The following is a 21,985-nucleotide window of genomic DNA, read 5'->3' as shown; positions in this document are numbered from 1 at the left end:
GCGGGTCGATACTTAGACATCGCGGAGCACCGCACGGAACCCAGCTCTATGGAGCTTGCCGGCGACTATTTACGTATTGAGCCATTCTCATAGTCTCATTCATGAGCAGTCCTGTGCGCAAGCATTGCTTTGCTAAATTCCCACCACAAGCGCGCCGCCGCTGAGACCCGCACCCGCTGCCGCCAAGAGGACTTTCTCGCCAGGCCGAAACGGCTGCGCCCGATGGGCCAGCGACAATGAGAGCGGGATCGTCGCGGCGGAAGAGTTGCCATATTCGGCGATCGTCTTGACGATCGAGTGATCAGCGATGCCGAGGTTCCTGCCGACCGCGTCGAAAATGCGCGCATTGGCCTGATGCGGCACGAAACGATCGAGGTCTTGCGGCCTCAGTCGGGCAGCAGTGAGCGCATCTCTCGAGCAGGCGGTCATCATCTCCACGGCCTTGCTGAATACTTCACGGCCGTCAGTGATCGTCATCCGTGTCTGCGCGAGGTCGAGGTCGGCATGGAACGGAGTGTTGCTTCCCCCGGCGGGAATCTGGATTAGCCCGTAGCGCGAGCCGTCGGAATCCACCGAAGCGCCGAGAATGCCTCGATCCGGGTCATCGCAAGGACTGATCACCATGGCGCCGGCGGCATCGGCAAACAGCACGGCGCTGGCGCGCTCGGCCAAATTGATGCGGTGGCTGAGGATGTTGGCGGCGATGACAAGGCTCGCTTTGCCGTGCAGGCGGGTGAACCCGTCGGCGAACATCAGCGCATAGATGAAGCCGGCGCAGGCGCCGGTCAGGTCGATCGCTCCGGCGCGGCCTAGCCCCAGCCGATGTGCGACCAGCGGCGCGCTTGGCGGCAGAAGGTGATCGGGCGTCGACGTGGCGAGCAAGAGTAGACCGACGTCGCCGCGGTCGATACCGGCATTGGTCAGCGCCATGTCGCCGGCAGAGGCGGCAAGGCCCGACAGCGTGTCTTCGTCTGTTGCCCAGAAGCGCGAGCGAATTCCGGTGCGCCGCTCGATCCAGCCGGGCTCAAGCCCGAGCCGGTCTTCGATTTCCGGGTTCTCGACCTTGCGCGCCGGCGCATGATGGCCGAAGCCGAGAACGCGCGACGATAGGTTCATGGCCGCGAGCCGAAGCGTTCGCCGGCCTCCTCTATCGCGTCATAGAGCCCGTCCAATTCGTCGCTGGTGATGCAATAGGGCGGCAGAAGATAGAGGACATTGCCGAGCGGGCGCACCAACAGGCCGCGCTCAAGGAAAAAAGCGCGCAGTTTTGGCCCGATCTCGGCCAGATAACCGGCTGAGCCGGTGCGTAGGTCGAGTGCCGCGATGGTGCCGGTTGTCCGGCAGTCGGTGAAATATGGATTGTCCCGGAAGCGTTGCAGCCCCGCGGCCTGCCTCGCGCTCAAGACCGCGATCCGCTCGGCCACCGGCTCGTCACGCCAGATCTCGACATTGGCAAGTGCTGCCGCGCAGGCGATCGGATTGGCGGTGTAGGAGCTCGAATGGAAAAACGTCTTCTTGCGATCCTCCGAAAAGTGAGCGTGGAAGATGGCATCGGTGGCGATCGTGGCGGCCAGCGGGATGGTACCACCGGTCAGACCTTTCGACGTGCACAAGATGTCCGGCGAGACGGACGCCTGTTCGCAGGCAAACATGGTTCCGGTGCGCCCCCAGCCGGTCATCACTTCATCGGCGATCAGCAGCGTGCCGGAGGCTTCGGCGATCCTCTTCAATTCGGCAAGAACCCAGGCCGGATACATCAGCATGCCGCCGGCGCCAAGCACCAGCGGCTCGACGATCAGCGCGGCTGCGCGCCGGTCGCTGCTAACGGCCTCGAACCGATCCAGCGTTTCCTGCTCGCGCCCGGCGGCCGGGAAGGGGATGGCGTCGACCTCGAACAGCAAAGGATCATAGGCGGCGTTGAAGACGCCGCGGGCGCCGACGCTCATCGCCCCGATCGTGTCGCCATGATAGCTGTGCTCCATGACGGCGATGCGCGAACGCGGCGCGCCGATGTTGCGGAAATAGCCGAGCGCCATCTTCAGCGCGACTTCGACTGAGGTCGAGCCACTGTCGGAATAGAACACCCGGTCGAGGCCGGCGGGTGCGATGCCGACAAGCGCCTCGGCCAGCCGTTCGGCCGGCTCGTGGGTGAAGCCCGCGAAGATGATCTGGTCGAGGCTCGACGCGGTCGTCTCGATGGCCTTCATGATGCGGGGGTGGCGATGGCCATGGGTGACGACCCACCAGGAAGAAATCGCATCGAGGATGCGGAAGCCGTCGGCCTTGTGGAGATAGGCGCCTTCAGTCAGCACGATTTCAGGGACCGAGGGCTCTAGCGCGTGCTGCGTGAACGGATGCCAGACTCGAGACTCCGCCATCAGTCGCCTCCGGCAATCATGGCCAGGTCGAAGCCGGAAATCATTGCATCTCTCAACGTTTCACCCGTCAGCGGACCGAGGTGCGGCAGCCTACCCAGCTGCGGCACGCCGCCGAATTCCACGATTGTCCTTTGTGTATCGGCCACCTCTTCGCCAATGAAGGCAATGCCGATGAGCGGGATGGAGCGGGCTCTCAGGGCCTCGATCGACAACAGCGTATGATTGATGGTGCCAAGCGCGGTGCGGGCGCACAGTATGACCGGCAGCCGCCATTGTTCGAATATGTCAATGAACCTTGTCTGTCGATTGAGCGGCACCATCAGCCCGCCGGCGCCTTCGATGACGAGCGGTGTCGGCAGGACCGGAAATGAAAGATCGTCGGCCTCGATCGCGACGCCGTCGATTTCGGCTGATCGATGCGGCGACAGCGGCATCGTCAGTCGATAGACTTCGGGCAGCACGCGTCCGTCGGGCAAGCCGGAAAGCCGGGCGACGACCTCGCTGTCGGTCTCCTCGTTGAGGCCCGATTGCACCGGCTTCCAGTAGAAGCCGTCGAGCAGCCCGGCAAGTCCGGCCGAAAACACTGTCTTGCCAATTCCAGTGTCTGTTCCGGTGACGACGATGCGTTTGGTCATGCTGTGGCCAACACTCCGACGAGAGCCTCGACCATGGCGGAAATGTCGGCTTCGTCGACGTTGAGAGTCAGCGAAATGCGCAGGCGCGACGTACCCTCAGGCACTGTCGGCGGGCGAATGCCGCGTATGTCGAAGCCGCGTGCCTGCAGTCCTGCCGCCACCGCCATGGTGCGGCTGTTATCGCCGATCACAAGCGGCTGGATCTGCGAACCGCTGGGCATCACGCCGCAGCGTTCGGCCAATTGCCGGCTCGCGAAAGCGACACGCTCGTGCAACTGAGCACGACGCATAGGCTCGTCAGACAGAATAGTCAGCGCCTCACGTGCCGCGACTGCCATCAGCGGCGATGGTGCGGTCGCATAGATGAATGGCCGGCACCGGTTGATAAGATAGTCGCACAGTGTTCGCGGTCCGGTAACGAGCGCGCCGGATGCGCCAAGCGCCTTGCCGCATGTGTGGAGCGTGACGATGTTGTCGCGGCCTTCATACGCGGCGGCCAGTCCCCGGCCGTCCGGTCCCCAGACGCCGGTGGCATGCGCTTCATCGACGACGATGAATGCCTGGTACCGATCAGCCAGCGCGACCAGGCTCTCCACCGGCGCACGGTCGCCATCCATGCTGTAAAGGCTTTCGAAGGCGATCCACACCCGCCCCATGCCGCCTTCGGCGCGCCAGCGGGTGATTGCGTCCTCGACAGCGTCGACGTCGTTGTGCGCGGCCAGCTTGAACTCAGCGCGCCCGACCTGGGCACCCTCATGCATGCTGGCATGAGCGAGCTCGTCGAGGACCAGCAGGTCGCCTTTCTGCGGCAGGGCCGTCAGCAGAGCGAAGTTGGCGATATAGCCGCTGCCGAAGAACAGTGCACGCTCGGCTCCGAAAAATGCCGCTGCGTCCGCCTCCAGTTGCTCATGTTCCGGTGCATTGCCGCGCAACAGCCGCGATCCGGTGGCGCCCACTGGCGTGCCCCGCGCAATCGCCGTCGAAACCGCATCGCCCAGTCTTTTGGAGGCGGCAAGTCCGATATAGTCGTTCGACGAGAAGTCGAGCCCGGCGCGCGGTGCGAGCGTCCGCAACCGGTCCTTGCGCCCCAGTCCCCGCAAGGTTGCGTCATAGCGGGCAAGAATTGCCTCCTTCATTGCGTGGCGAGTTCCATAGGCTCAATGCCGAGGCGCCGGAACAGAAGGGTATCCTTGTCCTCGCCGGGATTTCCCGCCGTCAGCAGCGTGTCGCCGACAAAGATCGAATTGGCCCCGGCAAAGAAGCACAGCGCCTGCGTTTCGTCGCTCATCGCCGTCCTGCCGGCGGACAGCCTTACATAGGATTTCGGCATCATCACCCGCGCGAGCGCAACGATGCGGACGAAATCGATCGGATCGATGGCGTCGGCCGCGGCAAGCGGCGTGCCTTCGATGGGAATAAGCATGTTGATCGGCACGCTTTCCGGCGGCTCAGGCAGGTTCGCGAGCGTGACCAGCATGTCGATGCGATCGGTCTTTTCTTCTCCCATCCCGACAATGCCGCCGCAGCAGACTTTCATCCCAACCGCGCGCACGTGCCCAAGCGTTTCCAGCCGGTCGGCAAAAGTCCTGGTTGAAATAACCTCGCCATAGTAGCGCTCAGAGGTATCGATGTTGTGGTTATAGTAGTCGAGACCGGCCTGCTTCAGGCGAGCAGCTTGCTCAAGATCGAGCATGCCGAGCGTCATGCAGGTCTCCATGCCGAGGGCCTTGACGTCCTCAATCATGGCGACCACAACGTCCATGTCGCGCTCCTTGGGACTTCGCCACGCCGCGCCCATGCAATAGCGCGTTGCGCCGCCATCACGCGCCTTGGCCGCTTCGTCGATGACATGCTTGACGTCCACCAGCTTCGACGCCTTCACACCGGTTTCGTAATGCGCAGACTGGCTGCAATAGCCGCAATCTTCGGGGCACCCGCCGGTCTTGATGCTAAGGAGCCGCGACAGCTGCACTCGGTTTCGATCGAAGTTCTGGCGGTGGATCGTCTGAGCCAGGAACAGCAGATCGTTGAATGGCATGCCGTAGATGGCCTCGGCCTCTTTGCGGTTCCATCGCGGAGGCGTTCCATCGACCGATTGCATGGTCTGGTTCACGTCGAACTCCGAGTTCATTCCAATCGTCATCGTCAAACCTTTGTTTGCTAGTCCGGTACGCCTTCTTGGCTTTGGGGCGCACTCGCTAAAGGCGAGCTGCGGCACGTCTTTCCAGCACCTCCTACGCCTGCCGAGCTGATGTTGCTCCTCACGCCGTAATCCTCAGTTCAAGTGCTTGCAGATGTTCTGGTGGTCCGGCATGTCCAGGCCGATGTCGAGGATCGGGGCGCTGTGCGTCAGCCAACCCATGGAGATGAGATCGACACCGGTCGCCGCAATCGCCGCCGCCGTTTTCGGCATCACCCGACCGGACGCCTCGGTGATCGTACGGCCATCCACTATAGAAACCGCGCGGGCAAGATCCTCGACCGACATATTGTCGAGCAGCACCGCGTCAACACCAATCGCGAGCGCTGCATCGAGCTGCTTCAGCGTGTCGACCTCGACCTCGACCTTCACCATATGCCCTGCTGCGGCGCGCGCCCGCTCTATTGCTGTGCGGATATCGCCGGCGATCGCGATGTGGTTGTCCTTTATGAGCACGCCGTCATCGAGGCCGAACCGGTGATTGGCACCGCCGCCGACGCGCACGGCGTATTTCTCCAATGCCCGCAGCCCGGGCGTCGTCTTTCGCGTCGATACAATCCTCGCCTTGTGACCGCGCACGGCCTCAACCATGGCCGCTGTGGCAGTGGCAATGCCGCTCAGCCGGCATAAGAAATTGAGGGCCGTGCGTTCGGCCGTGAGCAGGCCTCGTGCGGGTCCGGACAATCTTGCAATGGTTTCCCCGGCCCCAACCTCGCTGCCATCAGGGCGCCAGATCTGGATGTTGATCGCCGGTTCCACGAGAAGGAAGGCATACGAGACCAGATCGAGCCCGGCAACGACGCCCGCCTGCCTCGCTTTGAGCACCAACGTGGCAGTGCAATCATACGGGATAACCGCATCGGTGGTCAGGTCGCCGGATCTGCCCAGGTCTTCGAGGAGCGCAACGCGCACAATCGGTTCGATCAGGGTCGCGGGGAGGGGGGAGAATGAAGTCATATCAAGTGCTCCGTATGGTAGCCCGGCAATCGAGTGCGGCCGCGGCCCGCATTGCGCTGTGCAGTGTGAGCCGTGATGGGCGCACGTTGGCATCGTGGAGCGGGAAATCGGACCGACAGTGCGCGCCTCGACTCTCTTCCCGCCTCAGGGCCGCCGCGGCGATCATCAGTGAGACCAAAGCCGGACCAGAGGCAGCGACACTATTGGCTGCGATCGGCAGCAGGGTCGCCACCGCTTCGCGCATTGCCTCGCCGTCGCGGATGATACCCAGGGCGGCGGAGACAATCGGGCGGACCACGGAAGCGTCTGGTCGTGGAGGGACGAATGTGGAGCATCTGCGCGGTCGCCGGGTATACGACGTGCCGGCAACGCTTTCGGCAACCCAGCTCGCGGTGACCGCCGCTTCGGTGAGCGAGTTGCTGGCCAGGCGGTTGGCGCCGTGCAGGCCGGTACAGGCCACCTCACCGCAGGCCCACAATCCCTCGATGGAGCTGCGGCCGGCGCTGTCTACGGCGACGCCGCCCATGTGATAATGTGCCGCCGGGCGCACCGGGATCAGGTCGGTCGCGGGGTCGATTCCTGCGCTCCGGCACAATTCGGCGATGCCTGGAAAACGCTTGCCAAATCTCGGGCCGAGACTTTGCCGTGCGTCCAGGAATACGCGGCGTCCAACGGCAAGCTGGTGCCAAATGGCGCGCGCTACGACGTCGCGAGGCGCAAGTTCACCGCCAGGTGTGTCGGCGAGGAAGCGCTCTCCTCGCTCATCGATGAGCACCGCGCCTTCGCCACGCACGGCTTCGCTCACCAGCGGCATCGGCCGGCGCGGACCGTCGAGCGCAGTTGGATGGAACTGTATGAATTCCAAGTCGGCGAGTTCCGCCCCCGCCCATGCGGCGAGCGCCAGCCCGTGACCCCATGAGCCAGCGGGGTTTGTCGTGTCGCAAAACAGCCCGCCGACGCCGCCGGTCGCCAGCACCGCGCGACGCGTGGGCAGAGCGAGCGCGCCGGCTCGTCCTGCTGCGACCACGGCGATGACCGACCCGTCCTGCACGACCAGCCGGCGGACCTCCACATTTTCGATAATGGTGATCGAGGCTGTACGCCGAACCGCGGCGACGAGCGCGCGCACCAACTCGCGACCGGTGGCGTCGCCGGCTGCATGCACAATCCGCCGTCGCGAGTGTGCCGCCTCGAGCCCAAGTCGCAACGCGCGGTCAGGGTGCTGGTCGAAGTCGACGCCGAACCTTTGGATCGTCCTAATCGCTTCGGGTGCAGCTCGTACCACTCGCCGCACCGTGGCCTCATCGCAGAGTCCGTCGCCGGCAGCTATCGTGTCGCAAAGGTGAAAATCTGGGCCGTCGTCGCCCCCGAGACTTGCCGCAAGACCGCCCTGGGCAAGTTCACTGCAGGCTCCGGTTCCAAGCGGCGCGTTGGTCAAAAGCACGACCGGTTCCGGCGCCAGATGAAGCGCCGTCATCAGGCCGGCAATGCCGCCGCCGATGACGACCGGCGCCCCGGCGATGTCGCGAACCTCCAGACTCATAGGGAAAGCATGCGCTCGACCGCGCGGCGGGCGGGGCCGGCAATTTCGGGATCAATCCGGACCTCATGCCGGTTCTGCTCGAGTGCGGCGCGAATGTTAGCCAGGTTGATGCGCTTCATGTGCGGGCACAGATTGCATGGGCGAACGAACTCGACGTCGGGATGCGCGACCGCGACGTTGTCGCTCATCGAACATTCGGTCAGAAGGACGACACGCGTCGGTTTCTCACGCTCGACATAATCCGACATCGCCGCGGTCGAGCCGGAGAACTCCGCCTCCGCGACAACGTCTGGTGGGCATTCTGGATGGGCCAGCACGATGACGCCTGGATGGGCATCGCGCAGTTCCCGGATGTCTGCTGCGGTGAAGCGCTCATGCACCTCGCAATGGCCTTTCCAGGCGATGATCTCGACGTCTGTATCGGCTGCCACGTTCCTCGCCAGATATTCGTCCGGGAGCATCAGCACACGCGCCACGCCAAGCGATTCCACCACCGCCTTGGCGTTGCCGGACGTGCAGCAGATGTCGGACTCCGCTTTTACGGCGGCGGAAGTGTTGACGTAAGTAACAACGGGGACCCCCGGATACCGCAGCCGCATTAGCCGCACGTCGTTTGCCGTGATCGATTCGGCCAGCGAGCAGCCGGCGCGGAGATCCGGGATGAGCACGGTCTTGTTCGGATTGAGCAGTTTTGCCGTCTCGGCCATGAAATGAACGCCGGCAACCACGATGATGTCGGCGTCGACCGTCACCGCCTTGTGGGCCAACGCCAGGCTGTCGCCGACGATGTCTGCCACGCAATGAAAAATTTCGGGCGTCTGGTAATTGTGCGCCAGCACCACCGCATTGCGCTCACGCTTCAGCGCTAAGATGGCTTCAATATCGCCGGCGAACGCGGGCCATTCAACGGGTGGGATCACCCGCCGGACACGCTCATACAGGGACGCAGCCATAGGTAACGCCCCAGTCATTGGCGCCTCGATTATATTCGGTTTGACAATAAGGGAATATATCTACCTTGACTATAAGTATGTCAAGCCCGCGCCAGCGGTAATTTTGTCCCGGCGATAGCCCTGTCGTCGAGGACGGCATGCCGGAAGCGATAAAGCTTCGCCGGTCGGCCGCCCGTGTCGAGGGAGGTCTCCCCGGTCTCCTCAACAAGTTCCTGCTGCTCGACCAATCTCCGGAAGTTCGGCTTGTTGATCAGCCTGCCAGCCAAAGCTTCCACGGTTCGCTGCAGTTGCAGAAGCGTGAAGGAAGGCCGCATAAGCTCGAACACGACCGGCCGGTATTTGATCTTCGAACGCAGCCGCGCGATCCCGGTTGCCAGAATACGACGGTGGTCAGCGACCATTGGTTTGCCAGCCGCGGCCGCAATCGCGTCCCTGCCGCCACCGGCCTCCTCAATCAGAGCAGCTTCATAGAGCAACTCGTAGCGTTGGAGCGTGAGTTCCTCGTTCCAATGGCGGTCGTCGAAGCCGAAGGCTATCGCAGCGCGCTGCCGGCGCTCGCGTTGAGTGGTCGGCTCGCTGGCGCCGCCGGCCCACTCAATCAGGCGGGGCCGCAATCTATCGAGCAGCACAGGCGGCGTGCCGAAGCGGTGGTCCTCCCAGGGAAAATATTCGTACCAACTTTGCCAGCCGCACGCGGCCGAGTTCGTTGCCTGTTCCTTCCTGGTCAATGCGAGATAGCTGATTGAGATGACGCGCTGGTGGCGCTCAGTGCCGATGCGATCGCGATCGGCGAAGGTGTAGAGTTGCTCGATGTATCCAAGTGCATGGCCGGTCTGCTGCTCCACCCACCCCCTCAAACCCGACTGCAGTGATCGATGCTCAAGGGCAAAAGGTCCAGAAGGGAGGGTGTCCGCATGACCGACTGTGAGGACACAGGGCTCACTGTCGTTTACGGCGACCACGACGGCAGTCAGGTCCACTTTAGCTTCGTCAGCTTTGACGGCGGCTTTGCCTTTCTTGGTTCTTCTTGTCTGAGGATCCATGTTTGCGAAAGCGGGTTGGCCCAACGGAGCGCCTTAATCGATTGAATGTAACCTTGGCAGCCAGCACGTCAACACCGGAGTACTCAAGCGCTGTTTTTAGCTCTTCGCAGTCGCACAAAAATATGCCAAACGCGACACCCGCTGTTGGTAACGTAAGGGAAGGGGCCTCGGTTGAGCGCGGCTGGTGAGATAAAAGGGATGACTCCTCCAGATATTCGATCGCGAAAAGGCCAGACGCCACTTGTATGCTTGACGGCCTACACCACGCCGGTCGCGAGGCTGCTCGATCGCCACTGCGACATCGTTCTTGTCGGCGACAGCGTCGGCATGGTGCTGCACGGCCTGTCGTCGACGCTGGGGGTCACGCTCGACATGATGATCATGCACGGACAGGCCGTTCGCCGCGGCCTTGAACACGCGCTGATGGTCGTCGACCTGCCCTTCGGTTCCTACGAGGAAAGCCCAGAGCACGCTTTCGGCAACGCTGCGCGCGTGATGGGTGAGACCGGTTGTTCAGCGGTAAAGATCGAGGGCGGCGAGACCATCGCGGAAACCATCCGCTTCCTTACCGCGCGCGGCGTACCTGTCATGGCCCATGTGGGCCTGACGCCGCAGGCGGTAAACACGTTTGGAGGCTATCGTGTGCAGGGCCGGGGAGCCGATGCAGAGCGGATCAGGCGCGACGCCAGGGCGGTAACCGAAGCGGGCGCCTTCTCCTTGGTGCTGGAAAAGATACCGGAGCAGCTTGCACGGCAGATAACCGCCGATATCGACATACCCACAATCGGCATCGGTGCCTCGCCAGCTTGCGACGGCCAGATTCTGGTGAGCCACGATATGCTCGGGCTCTTCACCTCATTTCGGCCGAAGTTCGTCAAACGCTATGCCGAGCTCGGTGAGCAGGCTGAGGCGGCAATCGCCGCTTACGCCACCGATGTGCGGAACCGGCACTTTCCGGCGGTCGAACATCTCTATGTCAACGCCTTGAAGGCCGGTGACTTCACATGAGCGTGCCGATCGCTCGGACCGTGAGCGAGCTGCGCGGCGTCGTTGCGCAATGGCGTCGCTCGGGTGCCACGATCGGTATTGTGCCGACCATGGGAGCCTTGCACGACGGGCATCTGAGCCTCGTGCGGAAGGCGCTCGAAAGGGCCGAGCGGGTGATCGTGACGCTGTTCGTAAACCCCAAGCAGTTCAACAGCCCCGCCGACCTGATTGCCTACCCTCGGACGGAAAGCGACGATGCTGCCAAGCTCGCTCTGCTGGGCACGCATCTGCTCTATGTGCCGGACACAGAGGAAATGTACCAGGTGGGCTTCGCCACGGCCGTTTCAGTGTCCGGCATCAGCGAATGCCTTTGCGGCGCATTCCGGCCCGGCCATTTCAATGGCGTGGCGACGGTCGTGGCCAAGCTCTTCCTGCAGGCCGGCGCTGACTTCGCCTTTTTTGGCGAAAAGGATTTTCAGCAACTTCAGCTTGTCAGGCGCTTGGTCCGGGATCTCGACATTCCGATCACTATTGTGCCCTGTCCGACAGTCCGCGAAGCCGATGGTCTTGCGCTATCGTCGCGTAACGTGCGGCTCTCCCCAGCCCAACGCGCCATTGCCCCAAAACTAGCATCGGTCCTGCTCGATACGGCCGAGCGGCTTGCACGCGGCTCCCCCATCCTGCCTACGCTTGATGAAGCGCGTGCAGCAATTCTGGCTGCCGGCTATCGCGAGCTCGAATACCTGGAGCTTCGCGGAGAAACAGACCTGCAATCGTTAGCAAGCCTTGACCGACCGGCACGCTTGCTTGCTGCGGCTTGGCTTGGCGACACGCGGCTCATCGATAACGTCGCAATATCACCCATTGGTAGTTGGTCAGGTGGGCGGAGCTCTCTCCAATCGGAAGCAGCACAGCAATTGCGGTGATGACGGCGGCGCGTCTGCCCTGCAGGGACAGGCCATCATTTAGAATCACGTCTCCGTCGACTTCCAGCAACCTCCGCGAGGTACGCTAAGCGCAGATGCATCGCGTATTTGAAACCTTGGTCGAGCAACTCTCTGCAAGCGTCGATGCCGTCGATCTCCATGAGGCAATGGCGTCCGCCGCAGCCGGGTTCGACTTTCCGCTCTTCGCTTATTTCACCTACCCATCCGCTTCCGGCGACAGGCCACGATTTATCTCGAATTATCCATCATCATGGACATCACATTACCTGCAACAGCGCTACCACAGCGTGGATCCCGTGATCCTGCGGGGACTGCGGGGCTGGGATACCTTCGACTGGGGTGTGGACCGCGATCACCGTTATTTGCCGACCTCTCAGCAGGAAGTCCTGGAAAAAGCAGCTGAGTTCGGCATTCGCGGCGGACTGACCATGTCGATGCATGATCATCGCGGCCGGTTCGCCGCGCTGACCTTCGCCTCCAACGAGGCGCATCCGCCATTTCTGAGGTCGCTGACGCGCTACGAAAAAGCAATGCAACTGGTTGCGATCAACGTTCATATCCATGCCCGGCGCAGGCTCGCCGAAGATTGCGTGGTAGATGGCATAACGCTCACCCGGCGGGAGTTCGAGTGCCTGAAATGGGCGGCGTGCGGCAAGTCGGCCTGGGATATCAGCCAGATTCTCGGTGTCTCGAAACGCACCGTGACCTTCCATCAGGAAAACGCCAAGGCGAAGCTTGGCGTGCGAACCATCAACCAGGCCGTAGTGCGGATGGCTGCTCGGGCGAGATCCTGATCCTCTCCAAGTCTAGCTGTAAAGGTCTACAGGCTGCATTCATGACGGCTTTGCCCTTCGATTGCGTGGACACATCCCGCACGGAGACGACAATGATGCAGCTGATAACACCCGACTGCTACGCCGAGTTTGCGAGCGAACTCAAGGAAATGCACGGACTTAGGTATCGGGTTTTCAAGAAGCGGCTCGATTGGGAAGTGCAGACCGAAGGCGAAATGGAAACGGACCCGTTTGACAGCCTGAACCCCGTCTACCTGCTTCTCAAGGGGTCCGATTGGCGAACTTGCGGCTGCGTCCGCCTTTTGCCGACCACCGGACCGACAATGTTGCGCGATACGTTTCCGACGCTGCTGGATGAGATGGTGGTCCCTGCGAGTGCCGATGTCTGGGAGAGTAGTCGTTTCGCGCTCGATCTCCCTGCGACAGCGCCGAAGGCAGCTGGCGGCCTGGCCCAAGCAACCTACGAGCTCTTCGCGGGGATCATCGAATTCGGCTTGGCCAACAATCTCTCCGGGATCGTAACGGTGACAGATACGCGCATCGAAAGGATCCTTCGTCTCGCGACCTGGCCGTTGTCACGTATCGGACAGCCCAAGCAGGTCGGCAACACCGAGGCAGTCGCCGGCTTCCTCGATATTTCCTACGCCAGTCTCTTGCGCATCCGCTGGAGGGGACGCCTCAACGGGCCGGTGTTGTGGCAACCAGTTCTCATCCAATCGGCATAGCGCCTGCGGATGCTCAGCCGTGACTTGAGTTAAGTCTGCTCACGGCCGCCACCGCCGCCGTGAGGGTGAGCGGACCCGCCCCCACGAGCTTTCGACTGTTCCGGTCGATTGGCTCGCGCGGCCGGACTTTGGATTTCCGTAGGCGCAACCCGGAGTCCAGCGTGAGCACGCCAAAATGGCGCCCCTCCGCTTCGTCCAAAGAAGCCAACGTGGCTTCTGAGGTCGTCTTAGAATATTGGACCGGCCGCCGTGAGCGATCGCAACCTCAAACCTTTGCCGGTATGCCGGTTTGGCCGGACCGTCGGCCAGTCGGAGCAGTCCCCTGATAAGGACCCGAGCTGACGCGCGGTCCAACAGCGCCCCAGCCTATGCTTTGTGCATTACCGTTCGGTTGGCCATGTCGTCCAAGACCGCATGAAGAAGGCTTCCAACCTCCTGCGCAGCGAGCTCTGGCGCAATTCCTACATCGGACAATTGAATGAGCATTTTCTTGGCAGAACAGCGCCAGAACGCACTCGCCGCCTCGCCGTTCTTGGTCTCGAGGGCCTGGGCGATACTTTCGACCAATATACGTCGCCGATGCAGCGGAAATACGCAAATGTTTGATTCATGCATCAATCACCTCACAGATTCAGTTCCACAAAGAAAAACACCGGCGTCTTCAAAAGAGCCCCGCTAGCGCGGTGACGGTTCGCGGCGACATGACGAGTTCCACTTCCCCATCGACAAGCCATTGGGAGATGAGCCGCCGGACCGCATATCCGGGACCGCACATAAGGTGAACCACCATTGCTCATCCGGCTGCATTTTCCTGGGCCGTTCGACGAGGCGTTCCAGCCGAATTGACGTCCAATGACTTGATCTCTGAAAGGGCAGGGCGGTACGAATCACCCGATTGTTCCGCTGCTTACATTCCTGCGAGCTTGTGTATGAACGATTAAAGCGTGCCCGAGCCGTTCTTGGTGGCCGCCGAAGAAGGGAATCATGTCATCCGCTGCCTATCGTAGGCGGCGCGACTTCTAGCATGACTGCACTGCCCCGACAGGGCTTTGCAATCGCGCGTTTCGAAGCCTATGCTTTGGCATCGGCCGGCATTTACTTCGGTGCAGCCGACAGTAAGACGTACGCGCTCTTGCCCCGTTGGAAGAGAGCCTTGCCCGATCCCTCTTTCGCGACCAGGTGCTGAAGCCCTCACCCCGCAGGACTTCGCGCTTTTGCGACCATCGCTGCATCACGTCGAACCGGGCATCAAGGACAAGTTGGAGGTCGCGCATCAGCCGATCAAGAACGTATATTTTCCCGAGAGGGGCATCGCGTCGGTGGTCGCCACCATGACCGGCGGGCGGCAAGGTGAAGTCGGCATTGTCGGCGATGACGGGATGAAAGGAATTGCCGTCATTCTCGGAAAGGAAAGCACTACCTGGCGCCTGCCGGTTGAAAACCTTCGCCCTGCGATTAGCCCGTCGCTTCGCACCTCAGTGCTGGACTATGCCCACGCGTTCCTCATCCAATCATGCCGGACGGCACTGGTCAATGGCCACTCCAAGATCGAAGAACGGCTGGCCCGCTGGCAGCTGATGGTCCACGACCGTGCGGAAGGAGATAAGATCCTCCCGACGCATGAATTTCTGGCGACCATGCTCGCGCCCACCGCCCGGGGTCACCACGGCCCTGCAAATGCTTGAGTATCGAGGACTGGTGCACGCCAAGCGCGGCGAGATCACGATCGTGCCGGATTGATAAAGCTCACACATGGCGCTTATGACAAGGAGGAGCAGCGTTATTTCGGCCTGGCCGCTGCCTGAAGCATGTCGGGTTGAAACGGGTTCAGCCGACGTCTCCTTGCCCTTCACCAGGTCGCCCAAAAGCATCAGCGGTTTTGAACGAATCGCAGCGATTGTCCGCAATCGGACATAGGCTTGAAGGCGGTCGAATTCGTGCCATAAGTCGGGTTGGTCAGGGTTCAGGGAGGAATTCGTCATGACCAATTCGTTTCACACCGTCACCGTCGAAAAAGCCGCCGAAGCCTATGTCCTTTCCAGGGGAAGGGTCCGCTTTCTCTCCATGGCGCAGGCGATCCGCACCATCCGAACACTAATGCCGGCATGCAAGGCCACCGAACGCGAGTTGGAGGAACTGTTGGCGGCCGCTTCCTTCGTTCATGCGTGCCCCTTCGACACAAAAACAGCCGATGGTGTAGAACCACGGCTGCATTCCTAAGAGGGCATGCCGCGCCATGCAGACTGTCAGAGGGCATTCGTCAGATGGTAGTCCGCTAACTTAACTGCAGAGTCTAAAGGACGTGTTCCAGCATTGCGAACTCACCGATCGCTTTGTTGCCAAAGCTGCCAGCAAGCGATCGCCTCGTCCATCCGTTTGCACCATCTCATCACAGACATCATCGGCGATGCTACCTGTCCAGCATATGTCCAGCATTTCGCAAGGCGGCCAGAAGGAGCCTCGCATAGCCTGTGACATCGATCTGGGCCTGCATCGAAAGAGGCATGCTGGTCCAGTTCTCCAACGGTGCAATGAAAGGTGAGAAGGTGCCATTGACAAGGCAACAACAGCTAACAAGGCCCTCTCGGTCCAATGCCACCACACCGATCTTGTCGCCTGGATATCCAATGGCTGCGACTCGCTGGACCTCCAGGTCACCGTCCACCCGCACGTCAAAAAGAAGGCTACCACGGCTCCTCGTGGCTATCTCAGCCGCCTTCTCATCAAAGCTTGAAGAGAGCAAGCGGACGCTTTCCACCGCCATCTGGAAAATCACCAAATCCAGTTCATTCACGGCCATATGGGCATTTCCGCGCAATGGGTGGTGATTGCAATGACACATACTGCTTGTTCACAGATGTCGGTCACGAACGATCATTCGTCGGGTTCCGGTTCCGACCAACGGTGTCGCCACCTGATCGTGCTGCGGTTCGAACCTTCCTAACGCGAGCCGAGCGCGCTATGAGGTTGGAGTCTAGGTCTCGGACCTTGCCTCGCGGCTTGCTCATCTTTGGCAGACCCGCTGCAACGCCGCGCGATGGCGCAAACGCCAGATGACGCTGATCCATCGCTTGATCGTGAACTGAGCTTCTGAACACCATTGGGACAGCAGGGTGGAAGGGCTTGACCAACGCCGCCCCCGTTTTCCAAGAGGACCCGTCCTCGATTGAATCTTTCGAGCCCCGTGCGGCGCGCAGCCAAATGATGACCATCTGGACCCTGCTCGCAGACCGCAAGGCAAAGAGGGAACCTTCCAGGCAGCCAAGCTGCGCCGACGCAAAGAGCGACCTTTGGAATTCCCAAGAATTGAGCCTTCCATAGTTGCGACAGGCAACCACTGCACGAGTGTGGGAGAGCGAATCGCAAGCATTGCGTGAGGTCCTGCGCGTTTTCCCCTCTTTGCTATTTGGCACATCGTTTGCGCCGAAGTGGGCGCAGCGTTCGACCGGAGCACTGCATGGGAGAGGGAGGAGCCCCACCCCGATCCGGTCAAGGAGAGAGACGGTGTTGGTTCCAAGAGTTCCCCGCGCGATCGCAGCGCCCCGCAAGCGCCATTTTGCCCGGACCTACGTGCAGGTACTTGCCGCCATAATCCTGGGTGCCGCAATCGGCTATTTCCGTTTGGAGACCGGTCACAGCCTGAAGCCGCTCGGCGATGCCTTCGTCGAGGTCGTCAAGATAATCACCGTACCTGTCATCTTCCTGACAATAGCGACCGGCATTGCCGGCATGAGCGATCTGCAGAAGGTCGGCCGAGTTGCCGCCAAGGCGATGGTCTATTTTCTCACCTTCTCGACGCTCGCTTTTGTTGTCGGGCTGATTGTCACGAATATCGTTCAGCCTGGCGCCGGCCTCAACATCGATCCGGCCTCGCTCGATGTCGAAGCCGTTAAGGGCTATGTGGCCACGGCTCACGAGCAGTCCTCTTCTCTCTCGTCCGATACATCAAGGACGAGCTGCTGCTCGCAATGTCCTCCTCAGAGGCCGCGCTGGCCTCGCTCATGGAGAAGATGGAAAAGGCCGGCGCCACGCATTCGGTCGTGGGTCTCATTCCATTCAATCTGGACGGCACGAATATGATGCTCGCCGCCCTTTTCATCGCCCAAGCGACGAAAACTGATCTCCCGATCGGCTGCCGGATCCTCATGCTGTTTGTCGCATTGTTCCCTTCGAACGGAACAACCCGCATTACCGGTGCAGGCCTCGTCACAATGGCTGCAACGCTCTTTCTTGTTCCGGCCGCACCGGTCACCTCCGTGGGGCTTATTCTTGGCGTTGATCAGCTTATGTCCGAATGCCACGCGCTGACGGTTTTTCTCCGCAGCGTAGCGGCAACGCTGGCTGTCACCCGGTCCGGGGCGAGCGGGATAAACGACGATTCGGGGAGCGCCTCACTAGCGGACCGTTCAGCGCTCTGGCGGTGGACGGTCAAGTCGCCCGGCGTGGTGAACACAATTCCCCGTGCGAACGACGCTCAGCTATTGGGGTGGACCCGATGGCGCAAAGCCGTATTTGAGAAACCGCCAGATCGCACCGGCACTTTTGCGCCTGTAGCAACTGCGGGGCACGATTCAAAACTGACCCATTTTACACCAAAAAGGCGGGCCGTTGCTGCCACGCCGTCCATGGATTGGAGACTCATGTCTAAGCCGACTGCCATCACTGTCGCAGCTCTTCTTTTACTCCTCGCCTTGCTGGCGAGCCAATATAGCGCGAACCTGCACCGGCAGGCGTGGTCGACCGACAGGCAAAAGTGGAGCGGCGCATTCGACAACTATCTCCTTCGCCAATCGCCGGCAACCCGCAAGGCGATGCCGTTCTGGTCATATTCAATGACTACCACAACTGTCCGCATTGCAGACTGGCTGATATCAACTACCAAAAAGCCTTCAAGCATGAACCCAATCTGAAGCTTGTGATCAAACAGTTCCCGGTCCTGGGACCGGATTCCCAATTCCCAGCCTTCGCCGCACTCGCCTCGAGAAAACAGGGAAAGTTCGACGAATTCCACCGCGCCCTTATGATTTCCCCCAGTTGAAGGGTCACTCTCAAGATCGCAGCGCGTGTAGGCCTTGACGTTGAGCAGCTCAAGCGGGAATGCAAGATCCGGCCATCGCAGATGAAATGCACGCGTCCGCGCACTCGCGAAAGGTCTGCACTTAGACGGTACGCCCGCGTTGGTGGTCGGCGATATAGTGGTCGCCGGACCTTGTGGACATGGCCAGCTTGCAACGCTTGCATCGCCGATGCGCGCTCAAAGCGTGCTGGCTCTCGTGCGGGGCAGCATCTGTAGATCGGCCACGCTGTTGTTGCCGGAGCGTGCCGTTTGTGGCAGCTGGCTTGCTGTCGCTCCTCGTAATCTTGTTGCGGTCATCCAGCTGCCGTGGGCGCCAACAACAATCCTGAGCGCCCGCGCCTGAAGTCGCTGGCCGGGTGCTCGTGAACCGAGCCCGCTTTTCTTCGGCAAGCTCAGGCGGTCTTGGCCCTGCGGCATCGCCCCCTGGCGCGGGGCAGCCTTCGGCTGCTGACGGTCGCCGGCCTGTCGGCCGGCGTCTTTCTATTGTGGCCTTCCCCCTGGCGCAGGGTGGGCAGCACTCCCTTCTAGGCCCGCCGCGGCGTCCCGCAACCCTTCGCTTGTCGCTTTCGGGTCCTCCACTCCGTTCCGGTCCTGCTGATGCAGTCCGCCTCCGACGGCGGGCCTTTCCGGTCGCTTTTGCCGCCCACCCCGCTTCCGGGGAGGGCGCGCGATTGTAGAGCGGAGGACATCACGATGCGTGCAAACAACAAACGTTGCGGCAGCCGACAGGCTGGCGCAGACAGTGGCGGGCGCACCGGCGCCAGCCTTTATCAGGAAATCACCGACCGCATCATTGCCGAACTGGAGCGCGGCACCGTGCCATGGGTCAAGCCGTGGGGCAGGGCAAGGACAGGCCTCGGCCTGCCGCGGAATGCGGCCACCCAGCGCCGATATTCCGGCATCAATATCCTGATCCTGTGGGGCGCGGTCATCGAGCGTGGTTTCCCCAGCCAGAACTGGCTCACCTTCCGGCAGGCGCTTTCGCTTGGCGGCAATGTCAGAAAGGGCGAGCACGGCACCACCATCGTTCACGCTGACCGCTTTGTTCCCAAGAACGAAAAGCAACGCGCCGACACCGATGGCGACGAACCGCAGGCGGTGCCCTTCCTGAAGCGCTTCACCGTCTTCAATGTCGCGCAGTGCGATAATCTGCCCGAACATCTTTACGACGCCGGCGAGCCTCTGCCTGAGCGCGAGATTGTCCCGCAGGCCGAGGCGCTCATTCATGCAACCGGCGCTGATTTTCGCATCGGCGGCGAGCGCGCCTTCTACATGCCCGGCAGCGACACCATACAGGTGCCGCCGCAGCCGGCTTTCTTCCACCAGATCGACTATTACCGGACCTGCTTTCACGAGCTTGGCCACTGGACCGGCCACCCGAGGCGACTCGCGCGCGACCTGTCCGGCTCCTTCGGGTCCAACACCTATGCGCGCGAGGAACTCGTCGCCGAAATCGCATCAGCCTTCATCTGCAGCAGTCTCGGCATCGAGCCGACCGTGCGCCATGCCGACTACATCGGCTCATGGCTGACGGTTTTGCGCGAGGACAACCGCGCCATCTTCCGCGCCGCAAGCCATGCCTCGAAAGCCGCCGATTTCCTGCTTGGCCGCAATGTCGATGTCGAAGGTGAGGCACATGCCGAAACCGCCTATGGGACCGCGCAATCCTCACACGCGACCGCCTTGCGCCTCTGATGACGCAAAGCCGCGCGCAACCAACTCGACAGTTCTTTTGAGGTTGCCCTAACACCGATGGCCGGCGTTGGCGTGGATCGTTCATCGGACCGAGGTTCGCAAAAAAAGAGGGCGGCATTGATGCCGCCCTCTCAGACTGCTGACAAACCCCTGGCATTTGCTGGGGGTTTTTGATTCACTGGGTCATGTTGAAGCGACCCGCCCCTGAACAGACCGCGCTCGAGATGGTGACGCTGGATCAGTTGGTTCCTGCCGATCACCTTTTGCGCAAGATCGACCGTGTGATCGATTTCACCTTCATCCACGATCTGACCGCGCCGCTGTATTGCCCCGACAATGGCCGCCCGCCACTCGACCCGACCTTGATGTTCAAGGCGCTGTTCATCGGCTACCTGTTTGGCGTTCGCCCGGAGCGGCAGCTGGTGCGCGAGATCGAGGTCAATGTCGCCTATCGTTGGTTCCTGCGACTGAAGCTGACGGACAAGGTGTTCGACGCCTCGACGTTGAGCCAGAACCGGCGGCGGCGTTACGACGACACCAGCGTGTCGCAGGCGATCTTCGACCGCATTGTTGAGCAGGCGATCCGGGCGGGCTTGGTCGACGGCACGGTGCTGTACACCGACTCCACCCATCTGAAGGCCAACGCCAACAAGGGCAAATACGATCTTGCCATGATCGCCAAGTCGCGGGCCGACTATTGGGCCGACCTCGATCGTGCGATCGACACCGAACGGGCGCTGCATGGCCAGAAGCCGCTGAAGCAGAAGGAGCGGCGGCCTGCGGTTAAGGAGACCAAGGTCTCGCGCACCGACCCCGACAGCGGCTACATGGTACGCGAGGGCAAGCCGAAGGGCTTTTTCTATCTCGACCATCGCACGGTGGATGCGGCGCACGCCATCATCACCGACACGCACACGACGGCGATCGTCCACGATTCGACCGTCTACCTGTCGAGGCTCGATCGGCAGGTGCAGCGCTTCGGCTTTGATGTCGGCGCCGTCGGGCTGGACGCCGGCTATGCCACGGCAGGCATCGCCAAAGGACTGGAGGATCGGGCAATCCGCGGTGTCACCGGTTATCGTCGCCCCAGACCGCCCAAGCCCGGCCATGATGGGTCCGTCCTCCTTCACCCATGAGCCGGCGGCTGATGGCTATCGCTGCCTACAGGGCCAGATGCTGGCCTACGCCACCACCGACCGCAATGGCTACCGCCACTACAAGAGTGACCCGGCTATCTGCCGCGACTGCCCGCTGCTTGCCTCCTGCACCAGCAATGCCAAGGCCCAACGCACCATCATCCGCCATGCCTGGGCCGATGCGAAGGAGCGCACCGACGCCAACCGGCTGACCGCATGGGGCAAGGCTATCTACCGCCGCCGCAAGGAGACCGTCGAGCGCTCCTTCGCCGACGCCAAGCAACTGCATGGTCACCGCTATGCGCGGTTCCGAAGTCTCACCAAGGTCGCCTGCCAGTGCCTGATCGCCGCCGCCGCCCAGAACATCAAAAAGATCGCCCTTTGCCTGTGCCCGAAACCCAAGCCGGCCCGCGCATGAGGCTCAATGCCTCTTGTCAAAATCTCCTGACACAAACAGTCCAAGACACTTCAATCACATAACAAAAAACCCCGCCGAAAATCGACGGGGTTTGTCAGCAGTCTGAGAGGGCGGCATTGATGCCGCCCTCTCGTTGCGAAAGCTGCCAGAGCTGGATTAGAAATCCATGCCGCCCATGCCGCCCATGCCGCCGCCGCCCATGCCGCCAGGCATGCCGCCGCCGCCAGCCGACTCCTTCTTCGGAGCCTCCGCGATCATGGCTTCGGTGGTGACGAGCAGGCCGGCGACCGAGGCCGCGTCCTGAAGAGCCGTACGGACAACCTTGACCGGATCGACGATACCCATGGCGATCATGTCGCCATATTCGCCGGTCTGGGCGTTGTAGCCGAAGGTCRMGCCCTTGTTCTCAAGGATCTTGCCGGCAACGATCGATGCTTCCGCACCGGCGTTGGCCGCGATCTGGCGGGCCGGAGCCTGCAGCGCACGACGAACGATGT

Annotated in this window: 21 protein-coding genes and 1 pseudogene; 10 read left to right on the top strand and 12 right to left on the bottom strand. The window is 61.6% G+C overall.

Features of this window, described 5'->3' with window-relative positions:
• Nucleotides 1-132: 132 nt before the first annotated feature.
• The 9 genes from EJ079_RS28625 to EJ079_RS28585 form a co-directional block, all read right to left on the bottom strand.
• A complete protein-coding gene (locus tag EJ079_RS28625; RefSeq protein ID WP_126063924.1) occupies nucleotides 133-1,116 on the bottom strand; it encodes a beta-ketoacyl-ACP synthase III in 984 nt (327 codons plus the stop codon).
• The gene (locus EJ079_RS28620; RefSeq protein WP_127248564.1) at nucleotides 1,113-2,378 is read right to left on the bottom strand and encodes an adenosylmethionine--8-amino-7-oxononanoate transaminase; all 1,266 of its coding nucleotides are present in this window, start codon (nucleotides 2,376-2,378) and stop codon (nucleotides 1,113-1,115) included. The genes EJ079_RS28625 and EJ079_RS28620 overlap by 4 nt, the downstream gene beginning before the upstream one ends.
• A complete protein-coding gene (bioD, locus tag EJ079_RS28615; RefSeq protein ID WP_063169254.1) occupies nucleotides 2,378-3,013 on the bottom strand; it encodes a dethiobiotin synthase in 636 nt (211 codons plus the stop codon). The genes EJ079_RS28620 and bioD overlap by 1 nt, the downstream gene beginning before the upstream one ends.
• Nucleotides 3,010-4,149, bottom strand: a complete 1,140-nt coding sequence (locus EJ079_RS28610) for an 8-amino-7-oxononanoate synthase (protein ID WP_127810785.1) — start codon at nucleotides 4,147-4,149, stop codon at nucleotides 3,010-3,012. The genes bioD and EJ079_RS28610 overlap by 4 nt, the downstream gene beginning before the upstream one ends.
• Nucleotides 4,146-5,114, bottom strand: a complete 969-nt coding sequence (gene bioB / locus EJ079_RS28605; RefSeq protein ID WP_245463568.1) for a biotin synthase BioB — start codon at nucleotides 5,112-5,114, stop codon at nucleotides 4,146-4,148. Before bioB ends, EJ079_RS28610 begins: the two co-directional genes overlap by 4 nt.
• Before the next feature lie 174 nt (nucleotides 5,115-5,288).
• Nucleotides 5,289-6,170 (bottom strand): carboxylating nicotinate-nucleotide diphosphorylase, encoded by an 882-nt coding sequence (gene nadC / locus EJ079_RS28600; protein WP_024505570.1) that lies wholly within the window; start codon nucleotides 6,168-6,170, stop codon nucleotides 5,289-5,291.
• A 1-nt stretch (nucleotide 6,171) separates the two neighbouring features.
• Nucleotides 6,172-7,713, bottom strand: coding sequence for an L-aspartate oxidase (locus EJ079_RS28595; protein WP_024505569.1), 1,542 nt, complete (start codon nucleotides 7,711-7,713; stop codon nucleotides 6,172-6,174).
• On the bottom strand, nucleotides 7,710-8,684 hold the full coding sequence (gene nadA / locus EJ079_RS28590) for a quinolinate synthase NadA (RefSeq protein WP_095486074.1): 975 nt from the start codon (nucleotides 8,682-8,684) through the stop codon (nucleotides 7,710-7,712). The genes EJ079_RS28595 and nadA overlap by 4 nt, the downstream gene beginning before the upstream one ends.
• Nucleotides 8,685-8,746: 62 nt before the next feature.
• Entirely contained in the window at nucleotides 8,747-9,709 is a 963-nt protein-coding gene (locus EJ079_RS28585) for a membrane protein (protein ID WP_024505567.1), read from the bottom strand.
• 171 nt (nucleotides 9,710-9,880) lie between these two features.
• Between EJ079_RS28585 and panB the strand changes: the two genes are divergently transcribed.
• The 4 genes from panB to EJ079_RS28565 all read left to right on the top strand — a co-directional run bounded on the left by panB (nucleotide 9,881) and on the right by EJ079_RS28565 (nucleotide 13,162).
• A complete protein-coding gene (panB, locus tag EJ079_RS28580) occupies nucleotides 9,881-10,717 on the top strand; it encodes a 3-methyl-2-oxobutanoate hydroxymethyltransferase (protein ID WP_127319929.1) in 837 nt (278 codons plus the stop codon).
• Complete coding sequence (panC, locus tag EJ079_RS28575; RefSeq protein WP_024505565.1) at nucleotides 10,714-11,622, top strand: pantoate--beta-alanine ligase; 909 nt, start codon at nucleotides 10,714-10,716, stop codon at nucleotides 11,620-11,622. Before panB ends, panC begins: the two co-directional genes overlap by 4 nt.
• A 95-nt stretch (nucleotides 11,623-11,717) precedes the next feature.
• Complete coding sequence (locus EJ079_RS28570) at nucleotides 11,718-12,437, top strand: LuxR family transcriptional regulator (RefSeq protein ID WP_024505564.1); 720 nt, start codon at nucleotides 11,718-11,720, stop codon at nucleotides 12,435-12,437.
• A gap of 92 nt (nucleotides 12,438-12,529) precedes the next feature.
• Nucleotides 12,530-13,162: an acyl-homoserine-lactone synthase gene (locus EJ079_RS28565; RefSeq protein WP_024505563.1), complete on the top strand. Its 633-nt coding sequence runs from the start codon at nucleotides 12,530-12,532 to the stop codon at nucleotides 13,160-13,162.
• 366 nt (nucleotides 13,163-13,528) lie between these two features.
• On the opposite strand, the gene EJ079_RS34060 is transcribed toward EJ079_RS28565, so the two are convergent.
• Nucleotides 13,529-13,777, bottom strand: coding sequence for a DUF6074 family protein (locus EJ079_RS34060; protein ID WP_032899751.1), 249 nt, complete (start codon nucleotides 13,775-13,777; stop codon nucleotides 13,529-13,531).
• Nucleotides 13,778-14,376: 599 nt separating this feature from the next.
• On the opposite strand from EJ079_RS34060, the gene EJ079_RS28555 reads away from it, so the two are divergent.
• A complete protein-coding gene (locus EJ079_RS28555) occupies nucleotides 14,377-14,847 on the top strand; it encodes a hypothetical protein (protein WP_245463567.1) in 471 nt (156 codons plus the stop codon).
• A gap of 295 nt (nucleotides 14,848-15,142) precedes the next feature.
• Complete coding sequence (locus EJ079_RS28550; protein ID WP_127319927.1) at nucleotides 15,143-15,382, top strand: hypothetical protein; 240 nt, start codon at nucleotides 15,143-15,145, stop codon at nucleotides 15,380-15,382.
• A 190-nt stretch (nucleotides 15,383-15,572) separates the two neighbouring features.
• Here the strand turns inward: EJ079_RS28550 and EJ079_RS28545 are convergent, their stop codons facing one another.
• On the bottom strand, nucleotides 15,573-15,962 hold the full coding sequence (locus EJ079_RS28545; protein ID WP_024505560.1) for a hypothetical protein: 390 nt from the start codon (nucleotides 15,960-15,962) through the stop codon (nucleotides 15,573-15,575).
• Nucleotides 15,963-16,669: 707 nt separating this feature from the next.
• On the opposite strand from EJ079_RS28545, the pseudogene EJ079_RS28540 reads away from it, so the two are divergent.
• The 4 genes and pseudogenes from EJ079_RS28540 to EJ079_RS28525 all read left to right on the top strand — a co-directional run bounded on the left by EJ079_RS28540 (nucleotide 16,670) and on the right by EJ079_RS28525 (nucleotide 21,488).
• Nucleotides 16,670-17,678 (top strand): annotated as a pseudogene (locus EJ079_RS28540) (cation:dicarboxylase symporter family transporter).
• 216 nt (nucleotides 17,679-17,894) lie between these two features.
• Nucleotides 17,895-18,200: a thioredoxin domain-containing protein gene (locus tag EJ079_RS34055; RefSeq protein WP_346016462.1), complete on the top strand. Its 306-nt coding sequence runs from the start codon at nucleotides 17,895-17,897 to the stop codon at nucleotides 18,198-18,200.
• Nucleotides 18,201-18,932: 732 nt separating this feature from the next.
• A complete protein-coding gene (locus EJ079_RS28530) occupies nucleotides 18,933-19,934 on the top strand; it encodes a zincin-like metallopeptidase domain-containing protein (RefSeq protein WP_127319925.1) in 1,002 nt (333 codons plus the stop codon).
• A 185-nt stretch (nucleotides 19,935-20,119) separates the two neighbouring features.
• Nucleotides 20,120-21,488, top strand: a protein-coding gene (locus EJ079_RS28525) for an IS1182 family transposase (RefSeq protein ID WP_127810784.1) whose coding sequence is annotated in 2 segments (ribosomal slippage) — nucleotides 20,120-21,040 and nucleotides 21,042-21,488 — 1,368 coding nt in all. Because the reading frame shifts where the segments join, the coding sequence is not laid out codon by codon here.
• A 156-nt stretch (nucleotides 21,489-21,644) separates the two neighbouring features.
• Here the strand turns inward: EJ079_RS28525 and EJ079_RS34050 are convergent.
• The coding region (locus EJ079_RS34050) for a TCP-1/cpn60 chaperonin family protein (RefSeq protein WP_281040141.1) at nucleotides 21,645-21,985 on the bottom strand (341 nt) is incomplete at its 5' end.

This window comes from Mesorhizobium sp. M7A.F.Ce.TU.012.03.2.1, assembly GCF_004006095.1.
Classification (GTDB): Bacteria; Pseudomonadota; Alphaproteobacteria; order Rhizobiales; family Rhizobiaceae; genus Mesorhizobium.
The sequence above is the reverse complement of the archived record's forward strand: the minus strand, read 5'-3'. Positions and strand labels throughout refer to the sequence as shown.

Coding starts and splice junctions, on each gene's coding strand:
- nadA (WP_095486074.1), bottom strand. CDS start 8,684: ATGACTGGGGCGTTACCTATGGCTGCGTCCCTGTATGAGCGTGTCCGG.
- EJ079_RS28620 (WP_127248564.1), bottom strand. CDS start 2,378: ATGGCGGAGTCTCGAGTCTGGCATCCGTTCACGCAGCACGCGCTAGAG.
- EJ079_RS28610 (WP_127810785.1), bottom strand. CDS start 4,149: ATGAAGGAGGCAATTCTTGCCCGCTATGACGCAACCTTGCGGGGACTG.
- EJ079_RS28585 (WP_024505567.1), bottom strand. CDS start 9,709: ATGGATCCTCAGACAAGAAGAACCAAGAAAGGCAAAGCCGCCGTCAAA.
- EJ079_RS28530 (WP_127319925.1), top strand. CDS start 18,933: ATGCGTGCAAACAACAAACGTTGCGGCAGCCGACAGGCTGGCGCAGAC.
- panC (WP_024505565.1), top strand. CDS start 10,714: ATGAGCGTGCCGATCGCTCGGACCGTGAGCGAGCTGCGCGGCGTCGTT.
- nadC (WP_024505570.1), bottom strand. CDS start 6,170: ATGACTTCATTCTCCCCCCTCCCCGCGACCCTGATCGAACCGATTGTG.
- EJ079_RS28625 (WP_126063924.1), bottom strand. CDS start 1,116: ATGAACCTATCGTCGCGCGTTCTCGGCTTCGGCCATCATGCGCCGGCG.
- EJ079_RS34060 (WP_032899751.1), bottom strand. CDS start 13,777: ATGCATGAATCAAACATTTGCGTATTTCCGCTGCATCGGCGACGTATA.
- EJ079_RS28565 (WP_024505563.1), top strand. CDS start 12,530: ATGATGCAGCTGATAACACCCGACTGCTACGCCGAGTTTGCGAGCGAA.
- EJ079_RS28550 (WP_127319927.1), top strand. CDS start 15,143: ATGACCAATTCGTTTCACACCGTCACCGTCGAAAAAGCCGCCGAAGCC.
- bioD (WP_063169254.1), bottom strand. CDS start 3,013: ATGACCAAACGCATCGTCGTCACCGGAACAGACACTGGAATTGGCAAG.
- EJ079_RS28570 (WP_024505564.1), top strand. CDS start 11,718: ATGCATCGCGTATTTGAAACCTTGGTCGAGCAACTCTCTGCAAGCGTC.
- EJ079_RS28595 (WP_024505569.1), bottom strand. CDS start 7,713: ATGAGTCTGGAGGTTCGCGACATCGCCGGGGCGCCGGTCGTCATCGGC.
- bioB (WP_245463568.1), bottom strand. CDS start 5,114: ATGCAATCGGTCGATGGAACGCCTCCGCGATGGAACCGCAAAGAGGCC.
- EJ079_RS28545 (WP_024505560.1), bottom strand. CDS start 15,962: ATGGCCGTGAATGAACTGGATTTGGTGATTTTCCAGATGGCGGTGGAA.